Below are 23,987 nucleotides of genomic sequence, written 5' to 3' on the forward strand. Positions count from 1 at the left end.
GTGATTGACGTGAATTCATTCCGGAGGGTTACCTATGCCGCACAGCAATATTTCCAGAGCGCCGCGCCAGCATCTGACTGAGCGTGTGCTGCAGGCCAAGACTGCAAAGAACCTGACCTGGGCGGGGCTAGCAGAAGGTACGGGGTTGAGCGTGGTGTATGTCACCGCTGCCTTGCTTGGTCAGCACCCTTTGCCGGAAGCGGTGGCCGAGGTGGTCGCCGAGCGTCTCGGGCTGGACCGGGATGCGGTCGCCGAACTGCAAACCATCCCGATGCGCGGCAATGTCGAAGACGTCTCAAGCGACCCGACGATATACCGCTTCCATGAAATGGTTCAGGTCTACGGCACAACGCTGAAAGCACTGGTGCATGAGCAGTTCGGCGACGGCATCATCAGCGCAATCAACTTCAAGCTCGACATCAAGAAAGTCGACGATCCGGAAGGGGGCGAGCGAGCCGTGATCACCCTCGATGGAAAATTCCTGCCCTACAAACCGTTCTGAGGACGCCGAGATGAGTGATAAAGGAAGACCGCCATTGCCACCCTTCACCCTGGAGACTGCAGTCCAGAAAGTCCGTGGCGCCGAGGATGGCTGGAATTCGCGCGATGCGGCGAAAGTCGCGCTGGCCTACACCGAAGACACCTATTGGCGTAACCGCAGCGAGTTCGTCAATGGTCGCGCAGAGGCTCAGGCCTTTCTGGAACGCAAGTGGCGCAAGGAACTGGACTACCGGCTGATCAAGGAGCTCTGGGCATTCACGGATAACCGCATCGCCGTGCGCTATGCGTACGAATGGCATGACGACTCCGGCAACTGGTTCCGTTCGTATGGCAATGAAAACTGGGAGTTCGCTGCAAACGGCCTCATGCAACGGCGCTTTGCCTGCATCAACGATTTGCCGATCGCCGAGTCCGAGCGCAAATACCATTGGCCATTGGGACGCCGACCGGATGATCACCCAGGGTTGAGTGAGCTGGGGCTCTGATTGAAAGCGTTGTCCGGGCGGAGATTATCGAAAACCGCCCGGACTTTCATTCGGTGGATGGTGAGTCGGTAGCTGATGCACTGTCGCCAAATAAGCTTTCATTACGGGTCAGAAGCTTGCCGATGAAATCTTGAGCGTCACTTTTGCCTTCAGCCGTATTGGTCAGGTAATTGAAGTCTTGATCAATCCAGCCCTGAAGTTTGGTTTCGTAGCTGGAAGGGTATTGCGACTGCTCGATGGCTGGCAGCCCTTTATAGTGATCGAGAACCGATGTGTAAAAGTCAGTCAGCTTGCCGGTCTTACTGTATTCAGCGCTTCCTTCGGCTACGACTTGCTGGCGCCATACCCTCTCCTGGCGATAGGACTCCAGCCATGCTGATTTTTTCTCATTGACTGTAAAGTCGCTGCTTTCGTCATAGGCGATAAGTGAAAGCTGGTCTCGGGACATGCCGGAAAACGGGTTCTTTCCACTGCCAGTAACGAATTCAGTCGCGTTTTTTGCGCGTTCCAGGCGATCAGGATCGTTGCTTTGGGGGACTTCGGCATCGTGCCTGGCTTTATTCGCGTCGTAACTGCTTCCTACCAGTTGCTCTGTCAACTGGCTGTTTTTTTCACTCAAGGCTTTACGGTCAAGGCTCGCATCTCTTGACGCCGCACGCGTCGCGCTTTCGCTGAGTTGCACAGAAAGAGAAGAAAGCTTGCCTGAGTCCTGCGTTTTGTTTGAGGTGGCAGAAGGGGCGCGGGGGGTGGGTGAGGTGGTGGGGGACGCCACGGCTTTTGCGGTGTTAATGCCCGGGTTGTTTTGAGTGCCTATTGAGTCGACCAAGATGAAACTCCTTTCCAATTGCCAATCCTTGTGTGCCTGAGTGTATCGGTCATCACCACAATCCTGTAGTGCAGATACGAGATTCGCCAACGCTCCCCCCATACTGGCAAAAAAACGGCACCCACCTTGCCGCTTTACCCCTCCACAGCGGAAATGCCTTGCCGCTTTTCTGGCATTGCCGCCTCGCCGCCGCCTGCGGCCCCTGCAAACATTGGCTTTTACAACATGGCACGCCGATTGCTTTGTCAGTAACAACAGAATCAGGTCAACCGGCAAAGGTTTCCCGAAATGAGCATCAGCTTCGATAAAGCGCTAGGCATACATGAAAAGGCTCTGAACTTCCGGGCTCAGCGTGCAGAGGTGTTGGCCAACAACATCTCCAACGCCGACACCCCGAATTTCAAGGCTCGCGATCTGGACTTCTCTTCGGTGCTGGCTGCCGAAAACGACAAGGTCCAGAACGGTCACTTCGCGCTGAACAAGACCAACAGCCGCCATATCGAAGCCGAGGGCATGGGCAATGACGACGGGACGCTGATGTATCGCACGCCGTCGCAGCCTTCGCTGGACCAGAACACCGTTGATTCCCAGGTCGAGCAGGCCAGCTACACCGAGAACGCCATGGGCTTCCAGGCCAGCTTCACATTGCTCAACAGCAAGTTCAAGGGGCTGGTTGCAGCCCTTCGCGGAGAATAATTCATGTCACTAGCCAATGTGTTCAACATTGCCGGTAGCGCCATGAGTGCCCAGACCACGCGTCTGAACACCACGGCCAGTAACATCGCCAACGCCGAGACCGTGTCTTCGAGCATGGACCAGACCTATCGCGCCCGTCACCCGGTGTTCGCCACCGTGATGCAGGGTCAGCAGTCTACAGGTGGTTCGCTGTTCCAGGACCAGGGCGAAGCCGGGCAGGGCGTTCAGGTCAACGGCATCATCGAAGACAGCTCGAACCTGGAAGCACGTTACGAGCCCAATCATCCTTCCGCTGACAAGGACGGGTATGTCTATTACCCCAACGTCAATGTCGTGGAAGAAATGGCCGACATGATTTCTGCCAGCCGGTCTTTCCAGACCAACGCAGAAATCATGAACACCGCTAAATCCATGATGCAGAAGGTTCTGACCCTCGGTCAGTGATAGAAGGCGAAAGTTATGGCCGTTGATAACACCTCAGCAACCAGCGTCTCATCGACGTTTCTGAATACGCTGCAGAACCCGACACCGACCAAGACGGACTCTACCGGCACGCTGGGCAAGGATTCGTTCCTGCAACTGCTGGTCACGCAGATGAAGAACCAGAACCCTCTGGACCCGCAGGACAACACGCAGTTCGTGGCGCAACTGGCGCAGTTCAGCAGCCTTGAAAGCATGCAGAATCTGACGTCGACGGTGGACACGATCGCCAGCAGCTACAAGTCGTCGCAGGCCTTGCAGGCCTCGTCACTGGTCGGTCGCTCGGTGATCATCGATGCGAGCAGTACCTCGGTCGATACCACCAAAGGCCTGACCGGTTCGATCGTTGTGCCGAGCGAGAGCTCGCTAACGACTGTCAAGGTGTACGACGCGCAATCGAATCTGGTCGACAGTGTCGACCTGGGCACGCAAAAAGCCGGTACTACCAGCTTTGCCTGGGACGGTACGGACTCAAGCGGTACCCAGCTGCCATCGGGCACTTACAGCTTCAAGGCTGAAGGCTCGGTCGAAGGCAAGAACACACAGTTTTCAACTTACCTGCCCGCCACGGTCAACAGTGTCACGCTGGGTGTCAATGGCGCAGAAACAACGCTTAACCTGGCCAGCGGCAGTGTTGCCCTGTCCAAAGTTCAAACTATCGGATTGTAGAGCCGCTACGGCGCAGGAGTGAAACATGTCTTTCAATATCGGCCTTAGTGGGCTCTATGCTGCAAACAAAAGTCTCGACGTTACTGGCAACAACATTGCCAACGTCGCGACAACCGGTTTCAAATCGTCACGTGCCGAGTTCGCTGATCAATATGCTCAGTCGATTCGCGGTACTTCCGGCAATACCAGCGTCGGCAGTGGCGTGACAACCGCTGCGGTTTCCCAGCAGTTCTCCCAGGGCAGCCTGACCACCGGAACAGCCAACAGTCTGGACCTTGCCATCAATGGCGACGGGTTCTTCATGATGAGCAATAACGGCGAGAAGCTGTATACCCGTGCCGGTGCATTCCACACCGACAAGGAAGGCTACGTCGTCAATAGCAGCAACATGAAGCTGCAGGGTTACAACGTTGACGCCAATGGCGCTGTGGTGACCGGCGCGCTCAGCGATCTGCGTGTGAATGCGTCCAACCTGGACCCCAAGGCGACGACCACGATCACCAACTCCGCCAACCTGAACTCGACGACTGCGTTGCCGACCGTTGCGACGTTCGATGCGACCGATACCAATAGCTACAACGTCAAATACAGCACCCCGACTTACGACACTCAGGGTAATGCTCACACCCTGGATCAGTATTTCGTCAAGACCGGCACCAATACCTGGTCGATGTATTCCCTGATGGACGGGCGCAGCATTTCCGATCCGACGTCCACCGCGCCGGACAAAAATGACCTGACATTCGATTCTTCGGGCAACCTGGTAACCACCGCCGGCGGCGCCGTTCCTACTGACAGCGCCAACATCAAGTTCAACGCTGACGGTACATTCGCCGTGATCAACTGGGTACCTGGTGTGCAGGTCGGTACTGGCACAACAGCCACCTGGGCAGCCAACGGCGCGACGGGCGCAGCTTCGATCAAGCTGGACATGTCGAGCACTACCCAGACCGCTTCGGTATCCGGTCTGCTCAAGCAGGATCAGAATGGCTACGCCACTGGCCAGCTGAGCGGCATGAACGTTGACTCCAGCGGCAACCTGTTCGCCACCTACACCAACGGCAAGTCGCAGGTGATCGGTCAGACCTCGCTGACCAGCTTTGCCAACGTGCAGGGTCTGGCGCAGGCCGGCGGCACCAACTGGCGTGAAACGTTCGCTTCCGGCGTACCGGTGAGCGGCGCTCCACAGTCGGGTACCTTGGGTTACATCACCGGTCAGGCGCTGGAAGAATCCAACGTCGACCTGACCATGGAACTGGTTAACCTGATCAAGGCGCAGAGCAACTATCAGGCTAACGCCAAGACCATTTCCACACAAAGCACCATCATGCAGACCACTATTCAGATGACGTAACACGCGTTGTTTGATACGTGTTGAAAGAGCCCCTGTAAAAAGGGGCTTTTTTATGGGTGTCTGCAAAGTATTTTGTTATGTCTTTTTTAGTGCTGAAAGTTACGGATGACTCCCGCATCCTACTTGGAAACTTCCTACGCACGATGGTGTGAGAATAAAACTCCTCTATGAATTGCCTTTACGGCAAGGGAGTTCTCATGTCATTCAATACAGCGATCAGCGGTATTCATGCTGCCAATAAACGACTGGAAGTAGCGGGTAACAATATTGCCAACGTCGGCACCCTGGGTTTCAAGTCGTCTCGTGCGCAGTTTTCTGCTCTGTATGCGTCCGCACAGTTGGGGGCCGGGCAGCAAGCCGTCGGGGATGGCGTACGACTTGCTTCGGTGCAGCAGAATTTCAATCAGGGTGAAACGGTGATCAGTTCCGGCAATGCGCTGGATATGCGTATTCAGGGCAACGGTTTTTTCGTGGTCAGTGATCAGGGTTCACTGGCCTATACGCGGGCCGGCGCCTTTTTGAAGGACGCTGCGAACTTTGTCGTCGACAGCGATGGCGGGCGCTTGCAGGGTTACGCCGCAAACGACAAGGGCGAGATTGCCAGTGGCATCCGCACGGACTTGCAGATCGATACGTCCAACGTCGGTGCCAGGGCCACGACCACGGTGGCTGAAACCATCAATCTGGATGCCTCGCTGCCTTCGCTTGCTCGCTTGCCGACCTTTGACCCGGACGACCCCGCGACCTACACACGGGTCGCCACCCGGACCATCCAGGATGTGGGCATCACTCCGGTGCCCGCAGCCAATCATGAGCTCAAGCAGTATTTCGTCAAGACCGAGGCCAATCAGTGGTCGATGTATGTACTGGTGGACGGGCGCAATCCGGTGGATCCCGACAGCGTAGCGCCGCTGCAGGTAAGCCTCGAGCTGAAGCCTGACGGTTCCCTGTCGTACAGCGGCAATGATCAGCATCTGCGCAAAGTTTCGGACACCGAATTTGCCTTGCAGGGTTGGGTGCCTGCCGCGCAGATCAATGGCGCCTGGGCGGCGAATGGCTCCCTGAATGGCGGGGCTGTTTCGTTGCCATTGAACGACGCCGGGGCCAGTCTGCTCGACCCGGGCGATACGGTCATGCATCGGCCGGTTCCGGACTTCAATCCCGCAGATCTGAACACTTACAGCAGGATGTTCGGTAACCAGATCTTTGACAGTCAGGGCAACACCCATGAGCTGAAACAGTATTTCGTGAAAGACGGCACCAACAGCTGGCGCCTGCACGTGCTGATCGACGATCGAAATCCGCAGAACCCCGGTTCCAGGGTGCCGCTGACGGCGAACATTGTTTTCGATTCTCATGGCGCTGTCGCGTCGTTGACCGGCAGTCCGGGCCTGAGCAGCAACGGCGATCAGCTGAAACTCACGGGCTGGTCGCCGGTGATGGCGGTTGATCCTGGTACCAGTCGCGAGCGCTGGATACCCAACGGGGCGGCTGGCAGTGCTGACGGCATCACCATCGACTTCACCCATCTGCTTCAGCACAACGCTGCCAGTTCGCGCTCCGCCGCATACGTGGATGGCCATTCGGCAGGGGAGTTGAAAAGCCTCGACGTCGGCCGGGACGGCATTCTGCGTGCCGGGTTTACCAATGGCATGACCAAGCCCATCGGTCAGGTGATGCTCGCCAGTTTCGCCAATCCGCATGGCTTGCAGCCGCGTAGCGATACACGCTGGACCGCCACTGCTGATTCCGGAGTGGCTGAATATGATGTGCCGGGCGTCGGCACGCTGGGCAGCATCGTCAGTGGCGCGCTGGAGGGGTCGAACGTCGTGCTGGCCGATGAGCTGATTGCGCTGATTCAGGCCCAGACGGCCTATCAGGCCAACTCCAAGGCGATATCCACCGAAGTGACGCTGATGCAGACGCTGATTCAATCGACCTGATCAGATCGAGCAGTCGGCTTTGATGAAGTGGCCTTTCAAGCGTTTCCAGCCTGGGCCCGGGCTGGCCTGGGCGCAGACGATCCGGCTGTCGCCCTGCCATTTGTAATAGCGGGCGGGAGCGGCCTGGGAGAGCAGGGCAAAGGTCATCAGGCTCGCGCTCGCGATACCGATGATGCACGCACGAAAAGGCATGACGGTTCCCGGTCAGGGTTGCGGTGTCGGCAAGATTATCACTGTCGATCCGGTTCTCGGCGCAGTTCGATGAAGTTTTTTTGGCGGTGTTTCCTGCCTGGCAGGCGGCAGGCGGCAGTCCACCGCCGCTATTGGCTGGCGCTCTGTCCCAAGGCGATCGGCGATCGCCAGTTTTTACTGGCTAATCAGGCATTTGTATCGAGCCTGACAAGTTGGTTCAAAAATTGCTTTAACCCTTTCAGAACAGCTACAGGCGGCAAGCGTCTGTCGGAGGAGGAAGACTGTGGACAAGTTGCTTTACGTCGCAATGAGCGGTGCATCCGAAAACGCGATCGCGCAAAAGGCTCATGCCAACAACCTGGCAAACGTCTCGACCAACGGTTTCATGCGTGACCTTGAACAGGCCCGCTCGATGCCGGTGTTTGGCGAGGTGATGCCATCGCGCGCCTATGCCATGAGCGAGCGTCCCGGGACCGACTTTTCCGCCGGTGCCATGGTGCAGACCGGTCGTGAGCTGGACATCGCCGTCAAGGGTGATGGCTGGATCGCCGTGCAGACGCCCGACGGCGGTGAAGCCTACACCCGCAGTTCCGGCATGAACATCGACGCCCTGGGCGTGTTGCGCGACGGCAGTGGTTTGCCGGTTATGGGCAACGGCGGTCCGATTGCCGTGCCGCCTCAGCAGCAGATCGAGATCGGCGCCGACGGCACGATCAGCATTCGTTCGCTGGGCGAGAGTCCGCAGGTGATGGCGCAGGTTGACCGCATCAAGCTGGTCAGGCCTGACCTGAAGACCATGGAGAAGGGCCCTGACGGCCTGATCCACACCAAGACCGGCCGGCCTGCCGACGCAGATGCCACGGTTCAGGTCGAGTCCGGCTTTCTGCAGGCGAGCAACGTCAACGCGGTCGAGGAAATGACCTCGGTACTGGCCTTGTCCCGTCAATTCGAATTGCACGTCAAGATGATGAAGACCGCCGAAGAAGACGATCAGTCTATGGCTCGCGTCTTGCAACTTGGCTAATCAATGACAGCTTGCGCCGACAAACCGGCGCTTGAGGAGAACACACATGCTTCCTGCACTATACGTCGCCAAAACCGGCCTTGCCGCTCAGGACACCAACCTGACCACCATCTCCAACAACCTGGCGAACGTCTCGACCACCGGTTTCAAGAGTGACCGTGCCGAGTTCCAGGACCTGCTGTATCAGATCAAACGCCAGCCGGGTGCCCAGTCCACTCAGGACAGCGAACTGCCTTCCGGCCTGCAACTGGGTACAGGTGTGCGCATTGTAGGCACGCAGAAGAACTTCACTGCCGGTAGCCTGCAGACCACCAACAACCCGCTGGACCTGGCGGTCAACGGTCGTGGTTTCTTTCAGGTGACCCAGCCGGACGGCACCATTGCCTACAGCCGTGACGGTACGTTCCACCTCGACGCCAACGGCCAGATCGTGACCGCCAATGGTTATGCCCTCGAGCCTGCGATTGTCGTTCCGCAGAACGCCCAGACCTTCACGGTAGGCCAGGACGGTACTGTTTCCGTCACGCTGGCAGGCGCCACTGCAACACCGCAGATCATCGGCAATATCCAGACCGCCGACTTCATCAACCCGGCCGGCCTGCAGGCCATCGGTGGCAACCTTTACCTGGAAACCGGTTCGAGCGGCGCGCCGCAGATCGGCACCCCTGGCCTTAACGGCCTGGGCCCGACCCTGCAGAACACCCTGGAAAACTCCAACGTCAGCACCGTTGAGGAACTGGTCAACATGATCACTACCCAGCGCGCCTATGAGATGAACTCCAAAGTGATCTCGACCGCTGACCAGATGCTGCAAAACCTGACGCAGAACCTGTAAGTCCTTGATGTCTCTGCTCGTAGAACCGCTCAATCCGATGGGGCGCCTGATAAGCGCCTGTTACACCGCGAGGTTTCAAGTGTCATGAACCGCCTTAGTGTTCCGCGTTTTTCAGTGTTGATCGCTTCATTGTGCGGGATCACCCTGCTGTCCGGCTGTGTTGCGCCGACGGCCAAGCCCAATGACCCTTATTACGCTCCGGTGTTGCCGCGTACGCCCATGTCGGCGGCTGCCAACAATGGCGCCATCTATCAGGCCGGTTTCGAGCAGAATCTGTACGGCGACCGCAAGGCCTTCCGTATTGGCGACATCATCACCATCACGCTTTCCGAGCGTATGGCGGCGAGCAAGGCGGCCACTTCGGCCATGACCAAGGACAGCACCAACAGCATTGGTCTGACCTCGCTGTTCGGTTCGGGTCTGACCACCAACAACCCGATAGGCGGCAACGACCTGAGCCTGAACGCCGGTTACAACGGCGCGCGCACCACCAAGGGTGATGGCAAGGCCGCACAGAGCAACAGTCTGACCGGTTCGGTTACCGTGACGGTTGCGGATGTGCTGCCCAACGGCATTCTGGCGGTGCGTGGCGAAAAGTGGATGACCCTCAACACCGGTGACGAACTGGTGCGGATTGCCGGCCTGGTCCGGGCTGACGACATCGCGACCGACAACACCGTGTCGTCCACCCGTATCGCTGATGCACGTATTACCTATTCGGGGACCGGAGCCTTTGCCGATACCAGCCAGCCAGGCTGGTTCGACCGGTTCTTCCTCAGCCCGTTGTTCCCTTTCTGATAGCGGGATAGACATGATCAAGCTCAAGCAACTGATAGCGGCGACCTTGTTGTTGTCCACAGCGTTCGGCGTCCACGCCGAGCGTCTGAAGGACATCGCGAGCATCTCCGGCGTACGGGCCAACCAGTTGATCGGTTACGGTCTGGTCGTGGGTCTCAACGGTACAGGTGACCAGACCACCCAGACCCCGTTCACCCTGCAGACCTTCAATAACATGCTGTCGCAGTTCGGCATCAAGGTTCCATCCGGTTCGGGCACCGTGCAGTTGAAGAACGTCGCGGCAGTTGCGGTTTATGCAGATCTGCCAGCGTTTGCCAAGCCGGGCCAGACGGTCGATATCACCGTTTCCTCAATCGGTAACTCCAAAAGCCTGCGCGGTGGTGCGTTGTTGATGACACCGATGAAAGGTGTCGACGGCAACGTTTACGCCATCGCTCAGGGCAACCTGGTGGTCGGCGGTTTCGACGCGGAAGGCCGTGACGGTTCGAAGATTACCGTCAACGTCCCGTCGTCGGGACGCATTCCTGGCGGAGCTTCGGTCGAGCGCTCGGTGCCGAGCGGCTTCAATCAGGGCAATACCCTGACCCTGAACCTGAACCGTTCCGACTTCACCACTGCCAAGCGGATTGTCGACAAGATCAACGAATTACTGGGCCCGGGCGTCGCTCAGGCGTTGGACGGTGGTTCGGTGCGTGTGACCGCGCCGCTTGATCCGGGCCAGCGTGTCGACTACCTGTCGATTCTGGAAAACCTGGAAGTCGATCCGGGCCAGACCGCTGCCAAGGTCATCATCAATTCGCGGACCGGCACCATCGTCATCGGCCAGAACGTCAAGGTGTCGCCTGCTGCCGTTACCCACGGCAGCCTGACCGTGACCATCACCGAAGACCCGATCGTCAGCCAGCCGGGCGCATTGTCCGGCGGCCAGACTGCGGTAGTGCCTCGCTCGCGGGTCAATGCCCAGCAGGAGCTGCACCCGATGTTCAAGTTCGGTCCAGGCACCACGCTGGATGAGATCGTTCGCGCGGTCAATCAGGTGGGCGCTGCGCCCGGTGACCTGATGGCCATTCTCGAAGCCCTTAAGCAGGCCGGCGCGTTGCAAGCCGACCTGATCGTGATCTGAGGATTCGAGCATGGATATGCCCAAGAGCGGAATTTCGTCGGCGGTCGATTCGGGTGCCTATACCGACGTCAACCGTCTGGCGTCGCTGAAGCATGGCGACAAGGACAGTGTGGAAAACCAGAAGAAGGTGGCCCGCGAGTTCGAATCGCTGTTCGTCAGTCAGATGCTCAAGGCCATGCGCTCGGCCAACGAAGTGCTGGCCAAGGACAATCCGATGAACACCCCGGCCACCCGGCAGTATCAGGACATGTATGACCAGCAACTGGCGGTCACGTTGTCCACCCGTGGCAACGGTATAGGCTTGCAGGACGTGCTGATGCGCCAATTGTCGAAAGACAAGGGGATAAACCACGCCGCGCCGGTCAATACGACCGACGCTGCAGCGGCCGCTACTGACGCTGCGCCGGCCAAGACCGGTCTGGCGACCAGCGTCTATCAGCGTCCGTTGTGGGCCACGCGCTCGGCGGCTGCCGATCAGGCGGCGGCTGCGGCATCGGCGTCCGGAGAAGGGCGCAATGACATGGCGATGCTCAACGCGCGCCGTCTGTCCTTGCCCGCCAAGCTCACCGATCGTCTGCTGGCTGGCATCGTGCCGTCCGCCACAACGGCGGTCAGCAACAGTCCGGTACCCGCTCGCGCGACAGCCGGCACTACAGGCGACAACGGCGACTGGACACTCGATCCGAACCTGGCACCCGCGCCGGAGTACGTGCGCTCCATGGCTCAGCCACCGCTGGCACCGGCCAAGCGTGCATTCAGCAACGCCGATCAGTTCGTCGAAACCATGCTGCCACTGGCCAAGGAAGCCGCAGCGCGTATCGGCGTCGACCCGGTCATGCTGGTGGCGCAGGCGGCACTGGAAACCGGTTGGGGTAAATCGATCATGCGTCAGCAGGACGGCAGCAGCAGTCACAACCTGTTCGGCATCAAGGCGGCAGGCAGCTGGAAGGGTGCCGAAGCGCGCGCGATCACCAGCGAGTTCCGCGACGGCAAGATGGTCAAGGAAACGGCGGATTTCCGTTCCTACGATTCCTACGCCGACAGCTTCCACGACCTGGTCAGTCTGTTGCAGAACAACAGCCGGTATAAAGAAGTGGTCAATTCGGCCGATAAACCGGAACAGTTTGTAAAAGAATTGCAGAAGGCCGGCTACGCCACTGACCCGGACTATGCCAGCAAGATTTCGCAGATTGCGAAGCAGATGAAGAGTTACCAGACTTACGCCGCTGCAGCGGGCTCTTCCACGACTTTATAAGGTTTGACTCATGTCGCTGATTTCAATTGGGCTCTCAGGTATCAATGCCAGCAGTGCCGCGATCAACACCATCGGTAACAACACGGCCAACGTGGACACCGCTGGTTACTCGCGTCAGCAGGTGCTGACCACGGCTTCGGCGCAGATCGCTCTTGGTCAGGGTGTAGGTTACATCGGTACCGGCACCACGCTGTCCGACGTACGTCGCATCTACAACAGCTATCTGGACACCCAATTGCAATCGAGCACCGCCCTCAGCGCGGATGCAGTGGCTTATTCCGGTCAGGCCAGCAAGACCGACACATTGCTGTCCGACAGTGCGACGGGGATCTCCGTGCAGCTGGCGGATTTCTTCACCAAGATGCAGGGCATCGCCACCAGCGCCACGCAGTCGGCCGAACGCTCGTCGTTCCTGACCCAGGCTGGCGCGTTGAGCGCACGCTTCAACTCGGTGTCGTCGCAGTTGTCCACGCAGAACGATAACGTCAACACACAGCTCAACACCTTCACCAAACAGGTCAACGAGCTGACCACCACGCTGGCGAGCCTGAACAAGCAGATCACACAAGCGTCGGCGGGCAATGCCACACCGAACACCCTGCTTGACTCGCGCAGTGAAGCGGTTCGTCAGCTCAACGAGCTGGTTGGTGTGAAAGTGGTCGAGAACAACGGCAACTTCGACATTTATACCGGCACCGGACAATCGCTGGTCAGTGGCGGCACGTCCTACAAGATGTCGGCCAGCCCGAGCCCGTCCGATCCGTTGCAGTACAACGTGCAGATTGCCTACGGCCAGACCCAGACCGATGTGACCTCGGTGCTTACTGGCGGCTCGATCGGTGGTCTGTTGCGTTATCGCAACGAAGTGCTGGTGCCCGCGACCAATGAACTGGGCCGTACCGCGATGGTGCTGTCCGATCAGGTCAACAGCCAGATGAGCCAGGGTATCGACAGCAAGGGCAACTTCGGTTCGAACCTGTTCTCCAGCATCAACAGTGCGGATGCCATCACCCAGCGCAGCGTCGGCAAAACCACCAACAGTGTCGGCTCCGGCAACCTCAACGTGACGATCGGCGACACCAGCAAGCTGACCGCCAACGATTATGAAGTGACGTTCAGCGACTCATCGAATTTCAGCGTGCGCCGTCTGCCTAATGGCGAGAGCGTGGGTGCCGGTTCGCTGGCTGACAATCCGCCCAAGCAGTTCGATGGCTTCAGTGTGAGCCTCAACGGCAATACGCTGGCAGCCGGTGACAGTTTCAAGGTCATCCCTACCCGTACTGGCGCCTCGGGGATTTCGGTGGTGCTGACCGATGCCAAGGACATTGCAGCTGCCGCGCCGTTGACGGCAACCGCGGGTAGCAGCAACTCCGGCACCGGCGGCTTCACTCAGCCGGTGCTGAACACCAAGTCCGATATCTACGACAGCACCCAGACCGCTGATCTGCGCAATGCGCTCAAAGACTCCACCCCGATGAAACTGGTAATGGGTGCGGTCAGCAGCACCGGCGTGCAGAGTTATACCCTGATCAATGCGAGTGGCGGGGCGGTGCTTGACCAGAATGGCAACGCCGTCAGTGGTTCGATCATTCAGGGTCAGGCCAACACCGTCAAATTGAACGTTGGCTATACCGACACCACGACAACGCCAAGCAGCAAAACCGCTTTTGAACTGCAAATGACCATTTCCGGCTCGCCGGTTGCCAATGACACGTTCAGCATCGGCATGACCGGCGGCGGCTCGTCCGATAACCGCAATGCGTTGGCGGTGGTCGGCCTGCAGACCGCCAAGACTGTCGGCGTCGTCAACGGTGGTGTGGGTACCAGCCTGTCCGGTTCGTATGCAGATACGGTGTCTGTTGTGGGTACGCTGGCGAGCCAGAGCAAGAACGATGTGACCGCCACAGCGGCCGTTGTCAGCCAGGCGAAGTCGTCACGCGATTCGGTCTCGGGTGTATCCCTCGATGAAGAAGCGTCCAACCTGATCAAGTACCAGCAGTACTACACCGCCTCTTCGCAGATCATCAAGGCGGCACAAACCATTTTCAGCACGCTGATTAACAGTCTTTAAGGAATCGTGAGCCATGCGTATCTCGACTACCCAGTTCTTCGAATCCACGAACACCAATTATCAGCGTAACTATTCGAACCTGAACAAGACCAGCGAAGAGGTTTCCAGCGGCATCAAGCTCAATACTGCGGGCGATGATCCGGTGGGTGCGGCGCGCGTACTGCAACTGACCCAGCAGAACTCCATGCTGACCCAGTATGAAACCAATATCGGCACGATCAATACCAACGCGGTGACCACCGAAACGACGCTGACCAGCATCATCGATACGATGCAGGCCGCGCGTGAGCAGATCGTATCGGCAGGCAGTGGCGCCTTTACCGACTCCGACCGTCTCGCCAAGGCTTCGGCGCTCAAGCAGTACCAGAGTCAGATTCTGGGCTTGATGAACAGCCAGGACCCGAATGGTCAGTACATATTTTCCGGTTCCAAGGCCTCGACGCCACCGTATTCGCTGAACGCCGACGGCTCCTACAGCTATAAGGGCGACCAGACCAGCGTCAATCTGGCGGTAGGCGACGGCCTGGTAATGGCCAGCAATACCACAGGTTTCGAGGCCTTCGAGCAGTCGGTCAACACCACCCGTACGTCTGCCACACTGCTTTCGCCTGCAACCGATGACGGCAAGATCGGCCTCAGCAGTGGGCTGGTGACGTCCACTCCGACCTATAACGCCAGCTACCAGGGTGGCGAGCCCTATACGCTGACTTTTCTCAGTGGCACGCAATTCAAGATCACTGATGCCAGTGGCACTGACGTGAGTTCCGATACCTCGTCTGGCGGCAAGTTTTCCCACGGCTCGTTCGATGCCCAGACGTTCACCTTCCGCGGCGTGGAAATGACCCTCAACGTCAACCTGCCAGCCGCTGATCGGGTCTCGGACGCTACTGCAGATGCGGCTCTGGCCAATCGCAGCTACCAGCTGGCGTCGACACCGGACAGTGTTTCCACCTCGCGCAGCGCCGGCAATACCTCGACAGCGACCGTCAGCAGCTCTGTCGTGGGCAATACCGCTGCGGACCGTACCGCGTTCAACAATACCTTCCCCACAGAAGGCGCAATCCTCAAGTTCACCAGCCCGACCGATTACGACCTGTATGCTGCGCCCTTGACCAGTAGCAGCAAGCCAGTGTCCAGCGGCACCATGACCGGCTCGACGGCCAACGCCTCCGGGGTGAACTTCAATATCAGCGGCACACCCGCTGCCGGTGATCAGTTCATCGTCGAGTCTGGCACGCACCAGACCGAGAACATTCTCAATACGCTGACAGCGGCGATCAAAGCCCTGTCGACGCCCACCGATGGCAACCTGGTGGCCTCGCAGAATATGACGGCAGCGCTGAACTCTGCGCTGGGCAACATGAGCAGCTCCATCGAACAAGCCTCTACAGCACGTTCCAGTGGCGGTGCGCGTCAGCTGGCGGCAACCGCCCAAGGTACGACCAACGATCTGCTCAAAGGCAACAACACCACTGAGCAAGGCACTTACGTAAACGCCGACATCGTCGAGGCGACCACGCGCCTGACATTGCAGAAAACCATGCTGGACGCTTCTCAGCAGGTGTTTACCATGCTATCCAAGTTGAACCTGTTCAGTCAGCTTTGAGTTCTGACGTTGAGCATCCGCCGTCTTTTTTCAGCGGTGAGGGGGGCCACTCGACTGAAGGGCCCCCAGCCGCTCGCGAGTCAGTCATAGTGAATTCAGTCCCCCTCGTCAGTATTGTCATTCCCGCCTTCAATCCGCGCTTCTTCCGCGCAGCGCTGCAAAGTGCGCTCGACCAGGTCTACGACAATTTCGAAATCATCGTCTGTGACGATTGCCGTAGCGACGAGATCAAGGCGATTTTCGACGAACTGGTGGCTCCCGACAGCGACCGGGCCCGTTACCTGCGCAATCCTCAGCGCCTGGGGTTTCAGGGCAATCTGCTCAAGTGTCTGGAGCAGGCGAGCGGCGAGTACATCAAGTTTCTCTGCGATGACGACCGCCTCTATAACTACTGCGTTGCGCATCAGGCGCAAACCCTCGATACCTATAAGGATGTCCAGCTCGTCATCAGCAAACGCCATCTGGTGGACGTCGATGATTATGTCCTGCCGGCCCGCATGGAAAACGTCGGCCTCGTGCCCTACGACGCCGTGTTCAAGGGCGAGGACATGCTGGCGATTTTCGAGCGCACGCCACGCAATTATCTGGGCGGCTTCAGTGGCGCGCTGATGCGTCGCGCCGATGTCCAGGAATACCTGCCGTCCATTGCGCTGCCGCAGGGTTTCGTCGCGCTGCTGGATTTCACGCTGTTCATCTGCCTGCTGCGGCGCGGCAATCTGGTTGTGCTGCACAGCATCCAGAGTACCGAACGCCTGCACCCGGGGCGCTTCAGCAGTCAGGGCGATATGTACCAGAAAGCCACCACCGAATGGGGCTGGCTGAACGAAATGCTCAAGGCGCGTAGCGGCGAAGACGCACCGGCCCAGGGCTGGGTGCGTTTTCTGCCTCTGCGCCGCGCGCACGAAGAGCCGCGCGAGTGGGATGAGGTCGGCCTCTACGGGGTGATGGCTGGTCGCCAGGGCATCATGATGAGCCGCGTCGGCAGCAGCAGTGACAGCTACGCAGAGCTTTACACCGAGTGGCTGTCCTGCCGTAGGTTTTCCGAGCCGCAAAAAAAGTTGCTGGAGCAGCGCATCGTCAGTTGGGCCTGGCAGCCACGTATCGTGCCGGTGATCATCGATGCGGATGGCGATGCCGAGGCCCTCGATATCACCTTGCGCAGTCTGGCCGAACAGGACTATGCCGCAGACTCTGTGGTGGTGCTGACCAATGCCAGTGTCGACGATCCGCAGGTGCTGCGTTTTTCTCTGCAGCCGGACTGGGCTCGGCAACTGAACGAAGTATTGCCACTGCTGGACAGTGCCGACTGGGTCTACCTGTTGCGCTCCGGTGACCGGCTGACGCAGCCAGCGCTGCTGATTCTGGCGGAGCGTATCGCTCAGACTCCCGGACTGCTGTGTGTCTACAGCGACGAAGGCGCGCTGGTCGAGGACGAGTCCAGAGAGCCGATTTTCAAACCCGGATTCAACCTGGACCTGCTGCGTGCCTATCCCTATGTCGGGCGCACGCTGGCGTTCGAACGTCGAAATCTGCAGGACATGGGCGGTTTCGATCCGGCCTTCGATGAGCTCGCCCCGCACGATGTGATCTGGCGCCTGGTCGAGGGGGCAGGGCCGCAGAGTATCGAGCACATCGCCGAAGTGCAGGTCGAGTCGCGTCTGGCATTCGCTGACTGGCTGTCACTGCCTGGTGTCATCAAGCACAGCGAGCCTCTGGTTGCAGCCCACCTGTCACGGATCGGCAGAGAACACGTGATTCATCACGATCAGTTGCCGTTGCTCAATCGCATCGAGTACGTTCACCCGTCGCTGCCTCTGGTGTCGATCATCATCACCGCCAGGGATCAACTGGGCGCCCTGGAGCGCTGCATAGACAGTCTGCTCAGCAATACCACCTACCCGAATTACGAAGTCCTGATCGTCGACAACGCCAGCGAAAGCGCCGAAGCCCGCGCATGGTTCACGGCGATGAGTGAGCTGGGCAGCGACAAGCTGCGGATTTTTTCCCTGTCCGAGGCTGGCAGCGAAGCAACCGCCCAGAATCATGCCGCCGGTCAGGCGCGTGGCGATTATCTGCTGATGCTCAGCGCCTATGCCCTGATTCATCAGGCGGACTGGCTGCAGGGGCTGATCCACCATGCCCAGCGCCCCGAGGTCGGGATCGTCGGCCCACGTATCCTCAATCCGCAAGGCAATATTCTGTACGCCGGCATGGTCATGGGTATGGATGGCCTGGCCGGTCGGCCGTTCATCAATTTCCCCGCAGGGGCCAGCGGCTACATGCAGCGTCTGCAATTGACCCAGAACTGGAGCGCGGTCAGCGGCAATTGCCTGATGGTGCGCAAGGACGTGTTCGACGCTGTTGGCGCGCTGGAGGCGGCGACCTTCACCCAGGGCCTGCAGGACCTGGACCTGTGCATGCGCGTCGGGCGCGAGGGTTACCTGATCGTCGGTACCCCGGATTCATCCCTGGTACTGGCTGAGCCTGCTGCCGCCGAACGTAACGAGACGTCTCGTCAGGTACTCGACAACGAGCAGAAATCGTTCTTCCAGAAGTGGCTGCCGAAGATGGCCAGGGATCAGGCCTACAACCCCAACCTGTACCTCAACGAGGCGCTGTCGTTCACCCTGGACCCTGGTCTGCTGGCGGGCTGGAGCCCGTTCTGCACCCGCCATCTGCCTTTCATTTTCGGTATGGCGGTCAACTCCTCGGCGGTGGGTCACTACCGGGTCAGCCAGCCCCTGCTGGAGTTGATGGCGGCCGGGCGGGTGGTTGGCCGGATGACTTACGAGACCGCAACGCCCGTCGAAATAGAGCGCCAGTCGCCAGATGTCATCGTTTTTCAGGGGCGTTACACAGAAGCCAAGGTTCCGGACATCGAGCTGGCAAAGAACTACTCCAATGCCATGCGTATTTTCGAGCTTGATGACTACATCGCCGATGTCCCCGAGCGCAACGAGCACAAGCGCAACATGCCGGACAACATCGGCGCCATGCTGCGCAAGGGTATAGGCCTGTGTGACCGTGTGGTCGTGTCGACTCACCCGCTGGCCGAGGCGCTGTCGAGTATGCATAGCGACATTCGCGTCGTGCCGAACATGCTGGCGACCCACTTGTGGAGCAACCTCAGGACCCAGCGTCGCAGCTCGGACAAGCCGCGTATCGGCTGGGGCGGCGGAACCAGCCATCGCGGGGATCTTGAGCTGATTGCCGATGTGGTGCGCGAACTGGCTGATGAAGTCGAGTGGGTGTTCTTCGGCATGTGCCCGGATCTGCTCAAGCCCTACATCCATGAGTTCCATCCGGGGGTCAGCCTGAAAACCTACCCGGCCAAGCTCGCCAGCCTGAACCTTGATCTGGCCTTGGCGCCGCTGGAATTTCATATTTTCAATGACTGCAAAAGCAACCTCAGGTTGCTTGAGTACGGCGCCTGTGGCTACCCGGTAATCTGTTCCGACACCGAGGCGTATCGCGGCCATCTGCCGGCAACCCGGGTGTACACCAACAGCTCCGAAGAGTGGTTGCAGGCGATCCGCATGCACCTGTCCGACCCCAATGCCAGTTACCGCATGGGCGACGAGTTGCGCGAGACAGTACTGCGTGACTTCATGTTGCGCGGCGAAAACCTGCAATATTGGGCCAACGGCTGGTTGCCGGACTGATCCGATCCGTTTGAACACGCACCAGCGGGTTGCCCGCTGGCGCGGCCACGCTACGCCCTTGCTTCAACGCCCGCTGCGGTTGAAGGCGCAATCGATTCGTTATAAGGAAAGATCATGCAAAGCCATTCGGGAAATGAACACACCGCTTTGAATCAGCGTCTGACCCTGCTGTTGATGGCCAAGGACCAGCCAGACTTCCTGCGCCGCGCCTTGAAGTATTACAGTGAGTTCCCGTGCAACCTCATAGTGGTCGATGCGTCAGTCCAGCCTGATGCGGAAATTGCCGCAAGCGCTGGCTTGCATTATCTGCACAGTGACGCGCTGGCCAATGCCAGCCTCGGCGTCAGGGTGGCAGAGGGTCTCAAGCAGGTGACCACGCCGTTCGTGGTTCAGGCTCCGGTCGACAGTTTTTTACTGCCTGATGCACTGCGCGCAGCGCTGAGCTTTCTTGAGGCCAACCCGACCTACGGCGCCTGTCAGGGCTACAGCCTGAGCTATCAGGCGCAGGTCGGTCAGGTGGACTATTTCCGCCGCGATCGCAAAACCTGCGAAGACTATGCCTCGGAGGACGCGGGCGAGCGGGTTCTGGGTTTCATGAGCGAAAGTCTGTCGCTGCTCAACGCAGTGACTCGCACGGAACTGGCGCAGCAGTGGTTCACGTCGGTTACCGATGACACCGAGCTGCACTGGCAGGAAATCGGCCACATGAACTATCTGGTTGCGGCGGCCCGCCTGCGCATCCTGCCAATCCCTTATGCACTGCACTTCACCTCGGGCAAGCAGGCCGAGCTACGCCATGGCTTGGCCATTGCCGCCGCCGTCAGGCACACCGATCCCAAGGCCAGAGCATCCCGCGATGCGTTCGCCAAGAAACTGGTCGCGCTGCTCGGCGTAGGCTCGGGCTTCGAAGGCGCACAGGGCGAGCAGAAGATTCAGGCCGGTCTCGCAGCCATGGGTGAATGCCTCAAGACTCAGGGCTTCCAGGGCGATGAGAAAATCATCAGCGCGGTGTGGAATGTCGGCCTTGAGCAATCGGACGCGCTGTTCGAGCCTCGTCAGTTTGTCGAAATGCCGTTCTACAACCAGGCGTTGTTCGATGAGCTGGCCAGAATCGAATTCCTGATCCACCTCATGCCAGCGGGTCGTTTGCAGCTGGAAGGGCTGGAAGCGGTGCTGCTCAAGCAGGCTGAATTGTTGCGCGAGCAGAGCAACCCGGATGCTGAAGCGCGCATCAGTCGCCTGTGGTACGCCTACGAAACCTACGCCTTCAACCAGGGTGTCGTGCAGAGCCTGATCGCGGAGTTGATCAGCGGCAAAGGCAAGGACAGTGAAAAGCAGATCGAAATGGTTTCGGCCTGGAGCCAGCGTCTGCAGGCGGCATCCGGTTTCGACAACGGTCGGCTGCTCGATGGCATGGCTTCCGGTCAACTGCTCAACTGGCTCGATTCGCGTGATCCGGCGCCTGAGGCCCTCAAGCAGATCAGCGACAAGCTCGCCAGCAAACCGGCCGGGTCGCAGATCGGTGTCCTGTTGCTGGACCTGGAGGCGGACGTATTCAAGCTGCAGGCCACGTTCGACAGCCTGATCAATAGTCACTACAAGGCCTTCAGGGTGGTGGTGTTCACCACCGGGGAATTGCCAGCCGTGACCACGCTGCACAATACCTTGCACTTTGTGAAAGTCACTGAAAGCAACTACGTCGACAAGATCAATCAGGTCGTCAAACAGTCGCCCAGCGACTGGCTGATGCTGGCACAGGCCGGCGAAGAGTTCACCCGCAGCGGTCTGCTGCTGGCCAGCGCCGAGCTGATCGATGCGGCGCAGTGCCGGGCTGTTGCCGTGGACGAGATTCAGCGTCAAGCCAATGGCACGCTGACCTCGGTGTTCCGTCCCGGCTTCAATCTTGATCTGCTGCAAAGCCTGCCGGCACTGATGGCCCGTCACTGGCTGGTGCGTCGCGAGTTGCTGGTCGAGGCGGGTGGTTACTCGCGCGAGTTCCCCGAGGCGCTGGAATTCGATCTGTTGCTGCGTCTGATCGAGCAGGGCGGCATGAGCGGCCTGGCCCATCTCAGCGAACCGCTGCTGATCTGTGATGCGCCCGAGCTGAAAGACAATCCGGACGAACAGAAAGCGCTCAAGCGCCACCTTGGCAAGCGCGGTTATCAGGCGGAAGTCAGCTCGGCGCAGCCTGGCACCTACAAGATCGATTATCGCCACGCCCATCGGCCGGTGGTTTCGATCCTGCTGCACAGCCAGGACAACCTGCCCGAATTGCAGCGCTGCCTGCAAAGCATTCTGCAACGCACCCGCTATCAGCGTTATGAAGTGCTGATCGGTGACAACGCCAGCACCTCTGCCGAACTGTCGACCTGGCTTGACCGGCAGGAGCAAGTGTCGGGTCGCGTGCGGGTGTTCCGTGCCGAACAGCGCATGAGTCCTGCAGCGCTGCATAATCTGATCAGCCAGGAAGCCGGTGGCGAATACCTGATCCTGCTGGATGCCGAAAGTCAGATCGTCAATGTCGGCTGGATCGAGTCACTGCTCAACCAGGCGCAGCGCCCGGAAGTGGGCGTGGTAGGCGCCAAGCTGGTGGATGGCGAAGGTGCAGTGACTCAGGCTGGTCTGGTGCTGGGACTCAATGGCGGCGTGGGTTCGGGGTTTGTCGGCGAGCCGAAGACCGCCACCGGCTACATGCAGCGCCTGGTGGTCGAGCAGAACTACTCTGCCGTGTCATCGGCCTGCCTGATGATTGCCAAGGAGCTGTACAACGCTGTGGGCGGTCTGGATGAAGATCTATTCGCCGAAGCGCTTGCCGATGTCGACCTTTGCCTCAAGGCTGCGCAGGCCGGCTACCTGACCGTATGGACGCCGCATGTGCAGGTGGTGCATTCCGGTGTGCTGCATGCCCCGCAGCAGGCGCGCGAAGCATTGATGGACAAGTGGTCAGCGCAGTTCGCGCAGGATGAAGCCTACAACGTCAATCTGGATCTCCACGGCAAGGGCTTCACTCTGGCCGTTTGAGTCGTTTACCCTCGTAAAACCGGCTGCCTCGCGGCCGGTTCGCTGCCTTGAAGGCTTCCTCGTAGTAAGCTTCAGGCCAGGATCCAGTGCATGTCCCCTCGACGCAAATTATCCTAAAGCATGCAGACGGGAGTGACCTGCGGGTCATAAAGTGCATCTCCACTGTATTGTTTTACAGGGAGCGACATGCGCCTGACTTGCTTTAACCTGCCAAGCGCCCTGAAAATGTCCGTAAATCACCCCTATTCGGTAGCGCCCCGATTTCGTCGGGACGAAAAATGACCTGTTTACTCATCGGGAAGCCATGATGATTGGCATTAAAAGCATAGCGAGTTACGTGCCTGTTGCAGGTGTTGATAACTACGCTCAAGGCGCCAAATTCGGCAAGGATGAAGAATTCATCCTTGGGAAAATCGGCTCCACCTTCCTGCCGCGCAAAGACGCCGGCCAGGAAACCTCGGATCTGTGCGTTGAGGCAGCCAACACACTGTTTGCCAATAATCCGCAGCTCAAGCGCGAAAGCATCGATGTGCTGATCGTCGTCACCCAGAATGGCGACGAGGAAGGGCTGCCGCATACCGCAGCCATCGTTCAGGACAAGCTGGGGCTGTCGACCAACGTCGCTGCATTCGATATATCGCTGGGCTGTTCCGGCTATGTGTACGGCATTTATGCGATCAAGGGCTTCATGGAAGCGGCAGGCTTGAAAAACGGCTTGTTGATCACTGCCGACCCGTATTCGAAAATTGTCGACCCTGAAGACCGCAACACCACCATGCTGTTCGGTGACGCGGCGACGGCCACCTGGATGGGCGAGGGGGCCGAATGGCAGCTGGGCAAGGCGAAATTCGGTACCGATGGTTCCGGCGCGCCACATCTCAAGGTCAGCAACGGCATTTTCTTCATGAACGGTCGCCAGGTGTTCAACTTCGCACTGTTGAAAGTGCCAGCGCATCTGCATGAGCTATTGGCCGAGTCGGATCTGACTCCTGACGATATCGATGCCTTCTGTATTCACCAGGGCAGTGCCGCGATCGTCGATGCGGTCGCGCGGCGCTTCGAAGACAAGCCCGAGAAGTTTCTCAAGGACATGGTCGAAACCGGCAACACCGTGTCATCGAGCATTCCGCTGCTGATCGAAAAGCACGTGCTCGGCTCTTCATGGAAGCGCGTCGCCTTGAGTGGTTTTGGTGTGGGGCTGTCCTGGGGCTCTGCAATTATCTATAAAGACTGAGTTCGCCTCGTCTTACAAAGAACGCCTGCGGATAACTGCCCGGGCGTTTTTAAATTAAATAGTGATCCACGTCACACTTTTAACTTCGTGGCACAACGCGCTCGGCTGTCGCCACTTCTGACTGTCATGAATTTCTCTCTGTTCCGTCGCGGGTTTATGCCCCCAAACCCTTGTTTTATAAGGGGTGTCACGATGATGGCAAAATATTAAAA

General features: G+C 58.9%; 19 protein-coding genes. 17 read left to right on the plus strand and 2 right to left on the minus strand.

Going from position 1 to position 23,987, the window contains the following annotated elements; all coding sequences use genetic code 11:
• The first annotated feature begins 34 nt into the window (after window positions 1–34).
• Window positions 35–502, plus strand: coding sequence for a cyanase (gene cynS / locus LIX91_RS20925; RefSeq protein WP_003412468.1), 468 nt, complete (start codon window positions 35–37; stop codon window positions 500–502).
• 10 nt (window positions 503–512) lie between these two features.
• Window positions 513–986, plus strand: coding sequence for a DUF1348 family protein (locus LIX91_RS20930; protein WP_004416966.1), 474 nt, complete (start codon window positions 513–515; stop codon window positions 984–986).
• A 46-nt stretch (window positions 987–1,032) separates the two neighbouring features.
• Here LIX91_RS20930 and LIX91_RS20935 read toward each other — a convergent pair whose 3' ends face one another.
• Window positions 1,033–1,812, minus strand: a complete 780-nt coding sequence (locus LIX91_RS20935; RefSeq protein ID WP_226489073.1) for a hypothetical protein — start codon at window positions 1,810–1,812, stop codon at window positions 1,033–1,035.
• A gap of 288 nt (window positions 1,813–2,100) precedes the next feature.
• On the opposite strand from LIX91_RS20935, the gene flgB reads away from it, so the two are divergent.
• The 5 genes from flgB (at window position 2,101) to LIX91_RS20960 (ending at window position 6,954) form a co-directional block, all read left to right on the plus strand.
• A complete protein-coding gene (gene flgB / locus LIX91_RS20940; protein WP_003370068.1) occupies window positions 2,101–2,508 on the plus strand; it encodes a flagellar basal body rod protein FlgB in 408 nt (135 codons plus the stop codon).
• A 3-nt stretch (window positions 2,509–2,511) separates the two neighbouring features.
• Window positions 2,512–2,952, plus strand: coding sequence for a flagellar basal body rod protein FlgC (gene flgC, locus LIX91_RS20945; RefSeq protein WP_002554316.1), 441 nt, complete (start codon window positions 2,512–2,514; stop codon window positions 2,950–2,952).
• A 15-nt stretch (window positions 2,953–2,967) separates the two neighbouring features.
• Window positions 2,968–3,657 carry a flagellar hook assembly protein FlgD gene (flgD, locus tag LIX91_RS20950; protein WP_003412461.1) on the plus strand — a complete coding sequence of 230 codons (690 nt, stop codon included), beginning with the start codon at window positions 2,968–2,970 and terminating at the stop codon, window positions 3,655–3,657.
• A gap of 25 nt (window positions 3,658–3,682) precedes the next feature.
• Window positions 3,683–5,011, plus strand: a complete 1,329-nt coding sequence (gene flgE, locus LIX91_RS20955) for a flagellar hook protein FlgE (RefSeq protein ID WP_226489074.1) — start codon at window positions 3,683–3,685, stop codon at window positions 5,009–5,011.
• A gap of 197 nt (window positions 5,012–5,208) precedes the next feature.
• Window positions 5,209–6,954, plus strand: a complete 1,746-nt coding sequence (locus tag LIX91_RS20960; protein WP_226489075.1) for a flagellar hook protein FlgE — start codon at window positions 5,209–5,211, stop codon at window positions 6,952–6,954.
• Here the strand turns inward: LIX91_RS20960 and LIX91_RS20965 are convergent, their stop codons facing one another.
• A complete protein-coding gene (locus LIX91_RS20965; RefSeq protein ID WP_032699181.1) occupies window positions 6,955–7,146 on the minus strand; it encodes a hypothetical protein in 192 nt (63 codons plus the stop codon).
• Between the two features lie 283 nt (window positions 7,147–7,429).
• Between LIX91_RS20965 and LIX91_RS20970 the strand changes: the two genes are divergently transcribed.
• The 10 genes from LIX91_RS20970 (at window position 7,430) to LIX91_RS21015 (ending at window position 23,775) form a co-directional block, all read left to right on the plus strand.
• Entirely contained in the window at window positions 7,430–8,170 is a 741-nt protein-coding gene (locus LIX91_RS20970; protein WP_003316785.1) for a flagellar basal body rod protein FlgF, read from the plus strand.
• A 46-nt stretch (window positions 8,171–8,216) separates the two neighbouring features.
• Window positions 8,217–9,005, plus strand: a complete 789-nt coding sequence (gene flgG / locus LIX91_RS20975) for a flagellar basal-body rod protein FlgG (protein WP_003412455.1) — start codon at window positions 8,217–8,219, stop codon at window positions 9,003–9,005.
• 84 nt (window positions 9,006–9,089) lie between these two features.
• Window positions 9,090–9,803: a flagellar basal body L-ring protein FlgH gene (gene flgH / locus LIX91_RS20980; protein WP_003370084.1), complete on the plus strand. Its 714-nt coding sequence runs from the start codon at window positions 9,090–9,092 to the stop codon at window positions 9,801–9,803.
• Between the two features lie 13 nt (window positions 9,804–9,816).
• Window positions 9,817–10,926 (plus strand): flagellar basal body P-ring protein FlgI, encoded by a 1,110-nt coding sequence (locus LIX91_RS20985; RefSeq protein WP_003404340.1) that lies wholly within the window; start codon window positions 9,817–9,819, stop codon window positions 10,924–10,926.
• A 10-nt stretch (window positions 10,927–10,936) separates the two neighbouring features.
• Complete coding sequence (gene flgJ / locus LIX91_RS20990) at window positions 10,937–12,181, plus strand: flagellar assembly peptidoglycan hydrolase FlgJ (protein ID WP_100073007.1); 1,245 nt, start codon at window positions 10,937–10,939, stop codon at window positions 12,179–12,181.
• Between the two features lie 10 nt (window positions 12,182–12,191).
• Entirely contained in the window at window positions 12,192–14,252 is a 2,061-nt protein-coding gene (gene flgK / locus LIX91_RS20995; protein ID WP_003404346.1) for a flagellar hook-associated protein FlgK, read from the plus strand.
• A 13-nt stretch (window positions 14,253–14,265) separates the two neighbouring features.
• Window positions 14,266–15,858 carry a flagellar hook-associated protein 3 gene (locus LIX91_RS21000; RefSeq protein ID WP_003417853.1) on the plus strand — a complete coding sequence of 531 codons (1,593 nt, stop codon included), beginning with the start codon at window positions 14,266–14,268 and terminating at the stop codon, window positions 15,856–15,858.
• A gap of 89 nt (window positions 15,859–15,947) precedes the next feature.
• Window positions 15,948–19,520 carry a glycosyltransferase gene (locus LIX91_RS21005; protein WP_226489076.1) on the plus strand — a complete coding sequence of 1,191 codons (3,573 nt, stop codon included), beginning with the start codon at window positions 15,948–15,950 and terminating at the stop codon, window positions 19,518–19,520.
• Window positions 19,521–19,634: 114 nt separating this feature from the next.
• Window positions 19,635–22,541 (plus strand): TIGR00180 family glycosyltransferase, encoded by a 2,907-nt coding sequence (locus LIX91_RS21010; protein ID WP_226489077.1) that lies wholly within the window; start codon window positions 19,635–19,637, stop codon window positions 22,539–22,541.
• Between the two features lie 307 nt (window positions 22,542–22,848).
• Window positions 22,849–23,775, plus strand: a complete 927-nt coding sequence (locus LIX91_RS21015; protein WP_003316797.1) for a ketoacyl-ACP synthase III — start codon at window positions 22,849–22,851, stop codon at window positions 23,773–23,775.
• Window positions 23,776–23,987: the final 212 nt, after the last annotated feature.

The organism is Pseudomonas sp. B20 (genome assembly GCF_020515755.1).
In the GTDB taxonomy this organism is placed as follows: Bacteria; Pseudomonadota; Gammaproteobacteria; order Pseudomonadales; family Pseudomonadaceae; genus Aquipseudomonas; species Aquipseudomonas syringae.

Excerpts from the sequence above, each read along its gene's own strand:
- LIX91_RS20930 (WP_004416966.1), top strand. The coding sequence starts at position 513 with ATGAGTGATAAAGGAAGACCGCCATTGCCACCCTTCACCCTGGAGACT.
- flgD (WP_003412461.1), top strand. The coding sequence starts at position 2,968 with ATGGCCGTTGATAACACCTCAGCAACCAGCGTCTCATCGACGTTTCTG.
- flgE (WP_226489074.1), top strand. The coding sequence starts at position 3,683 with ATGTCTTTCAATATCGGCCTTAGTGGGCTCTATGCTGCAAACAAAAGT.
- flgB (WP_003370068.1), top strand. The coding sequence starts at position 2,101 with ATGAGCATCAGCTTCGATAAAGCGCTAGGCATACATGAAAAGGCTCTG.
- LIX91_RS20985 (WP_003404340.1), top strand. The coding sequence starts at position 9,817 with ATGATCAAGCTCAAGCAACTGATAGCGGCGACCTTGTTGTTGTCCACA.
- flgG (WP_003412455.1), top strand. The coding sequence starts at position 8,217 with ATGCTTCCTGCACTATACGTCGCCAAAACCGGCCTTGCCGCTCAGGAC.
- flgH (WP_003370084.1), top strand. The coding sequence starts at position 9,090 with ATGAACCGCCTTAGTGTTCCGCGTTTTTCAGTGTTGATCGCTTCATTG.
- flgJ (WP_100073007.1), top strand. The coding sequence starts at position 10,937 with ATGGATATGCCCAAGAGCGGAATTTCGTCGGCGGTCGATTCGGGTGCC.
- LIX91_RS21015 (WP_003316797.1), top strand. The coding sequence starts at position 22,849 with ATGATTGGCATTAAAAGCATAGCGAGTTACGTGCCTGTTGCAGGTGTT.
- flgK (WP_003404346.1), top strand. The coding sequence starts at position 12,192 with ATGTCGCTGATTTCAATTGGGCTCTCAGGTATCAATGCCAGCAGTGCC.
- LIX91_RS20960 (WP_226489075.1), top strand. The coding sequence starts at position 5,209 with ATGTCATTCAATACAGCGATCAGCGGTATTCATGCTGCCAATAAACGA.
- LIX91_RS21000 (WP_003417853.1), top strand. The coding sequence starts at position 14,266 with ATGCGTATCTCGACTACCCAGTTCTTCGAATCCACGAACACCAATTAT.
- LIX91_RS20965 (WP_032699181.1), bottom strand. The coding sequence starts at position 7,146 with ATGCCTTTTCGTGCGTGCATCATCGGTATCGCGAGCGCGAGCCTGATG.
- LIX91_RS21010 (WP_226489077.1), top strand. The coding sequence starts at position 19,635 with ATGCAAAGCCATTCGGGAAATGAACACACCGCTTTGAATCAGCGTCTG.
- flgC (WP_002554316.1), top strand. The coding sequence starts at position 2,512 with ATGTCACTAGCCAATGTGTTCAACATTGCCGGTAGCGCCATGAGTGCC.
- cynS (WP_003412468.1), top strand. The coding sequence starts at position 35 with ATGCCGCACAGCAATATTTCCAGAGCGCCGCGCCAGCATCTGACTGAG.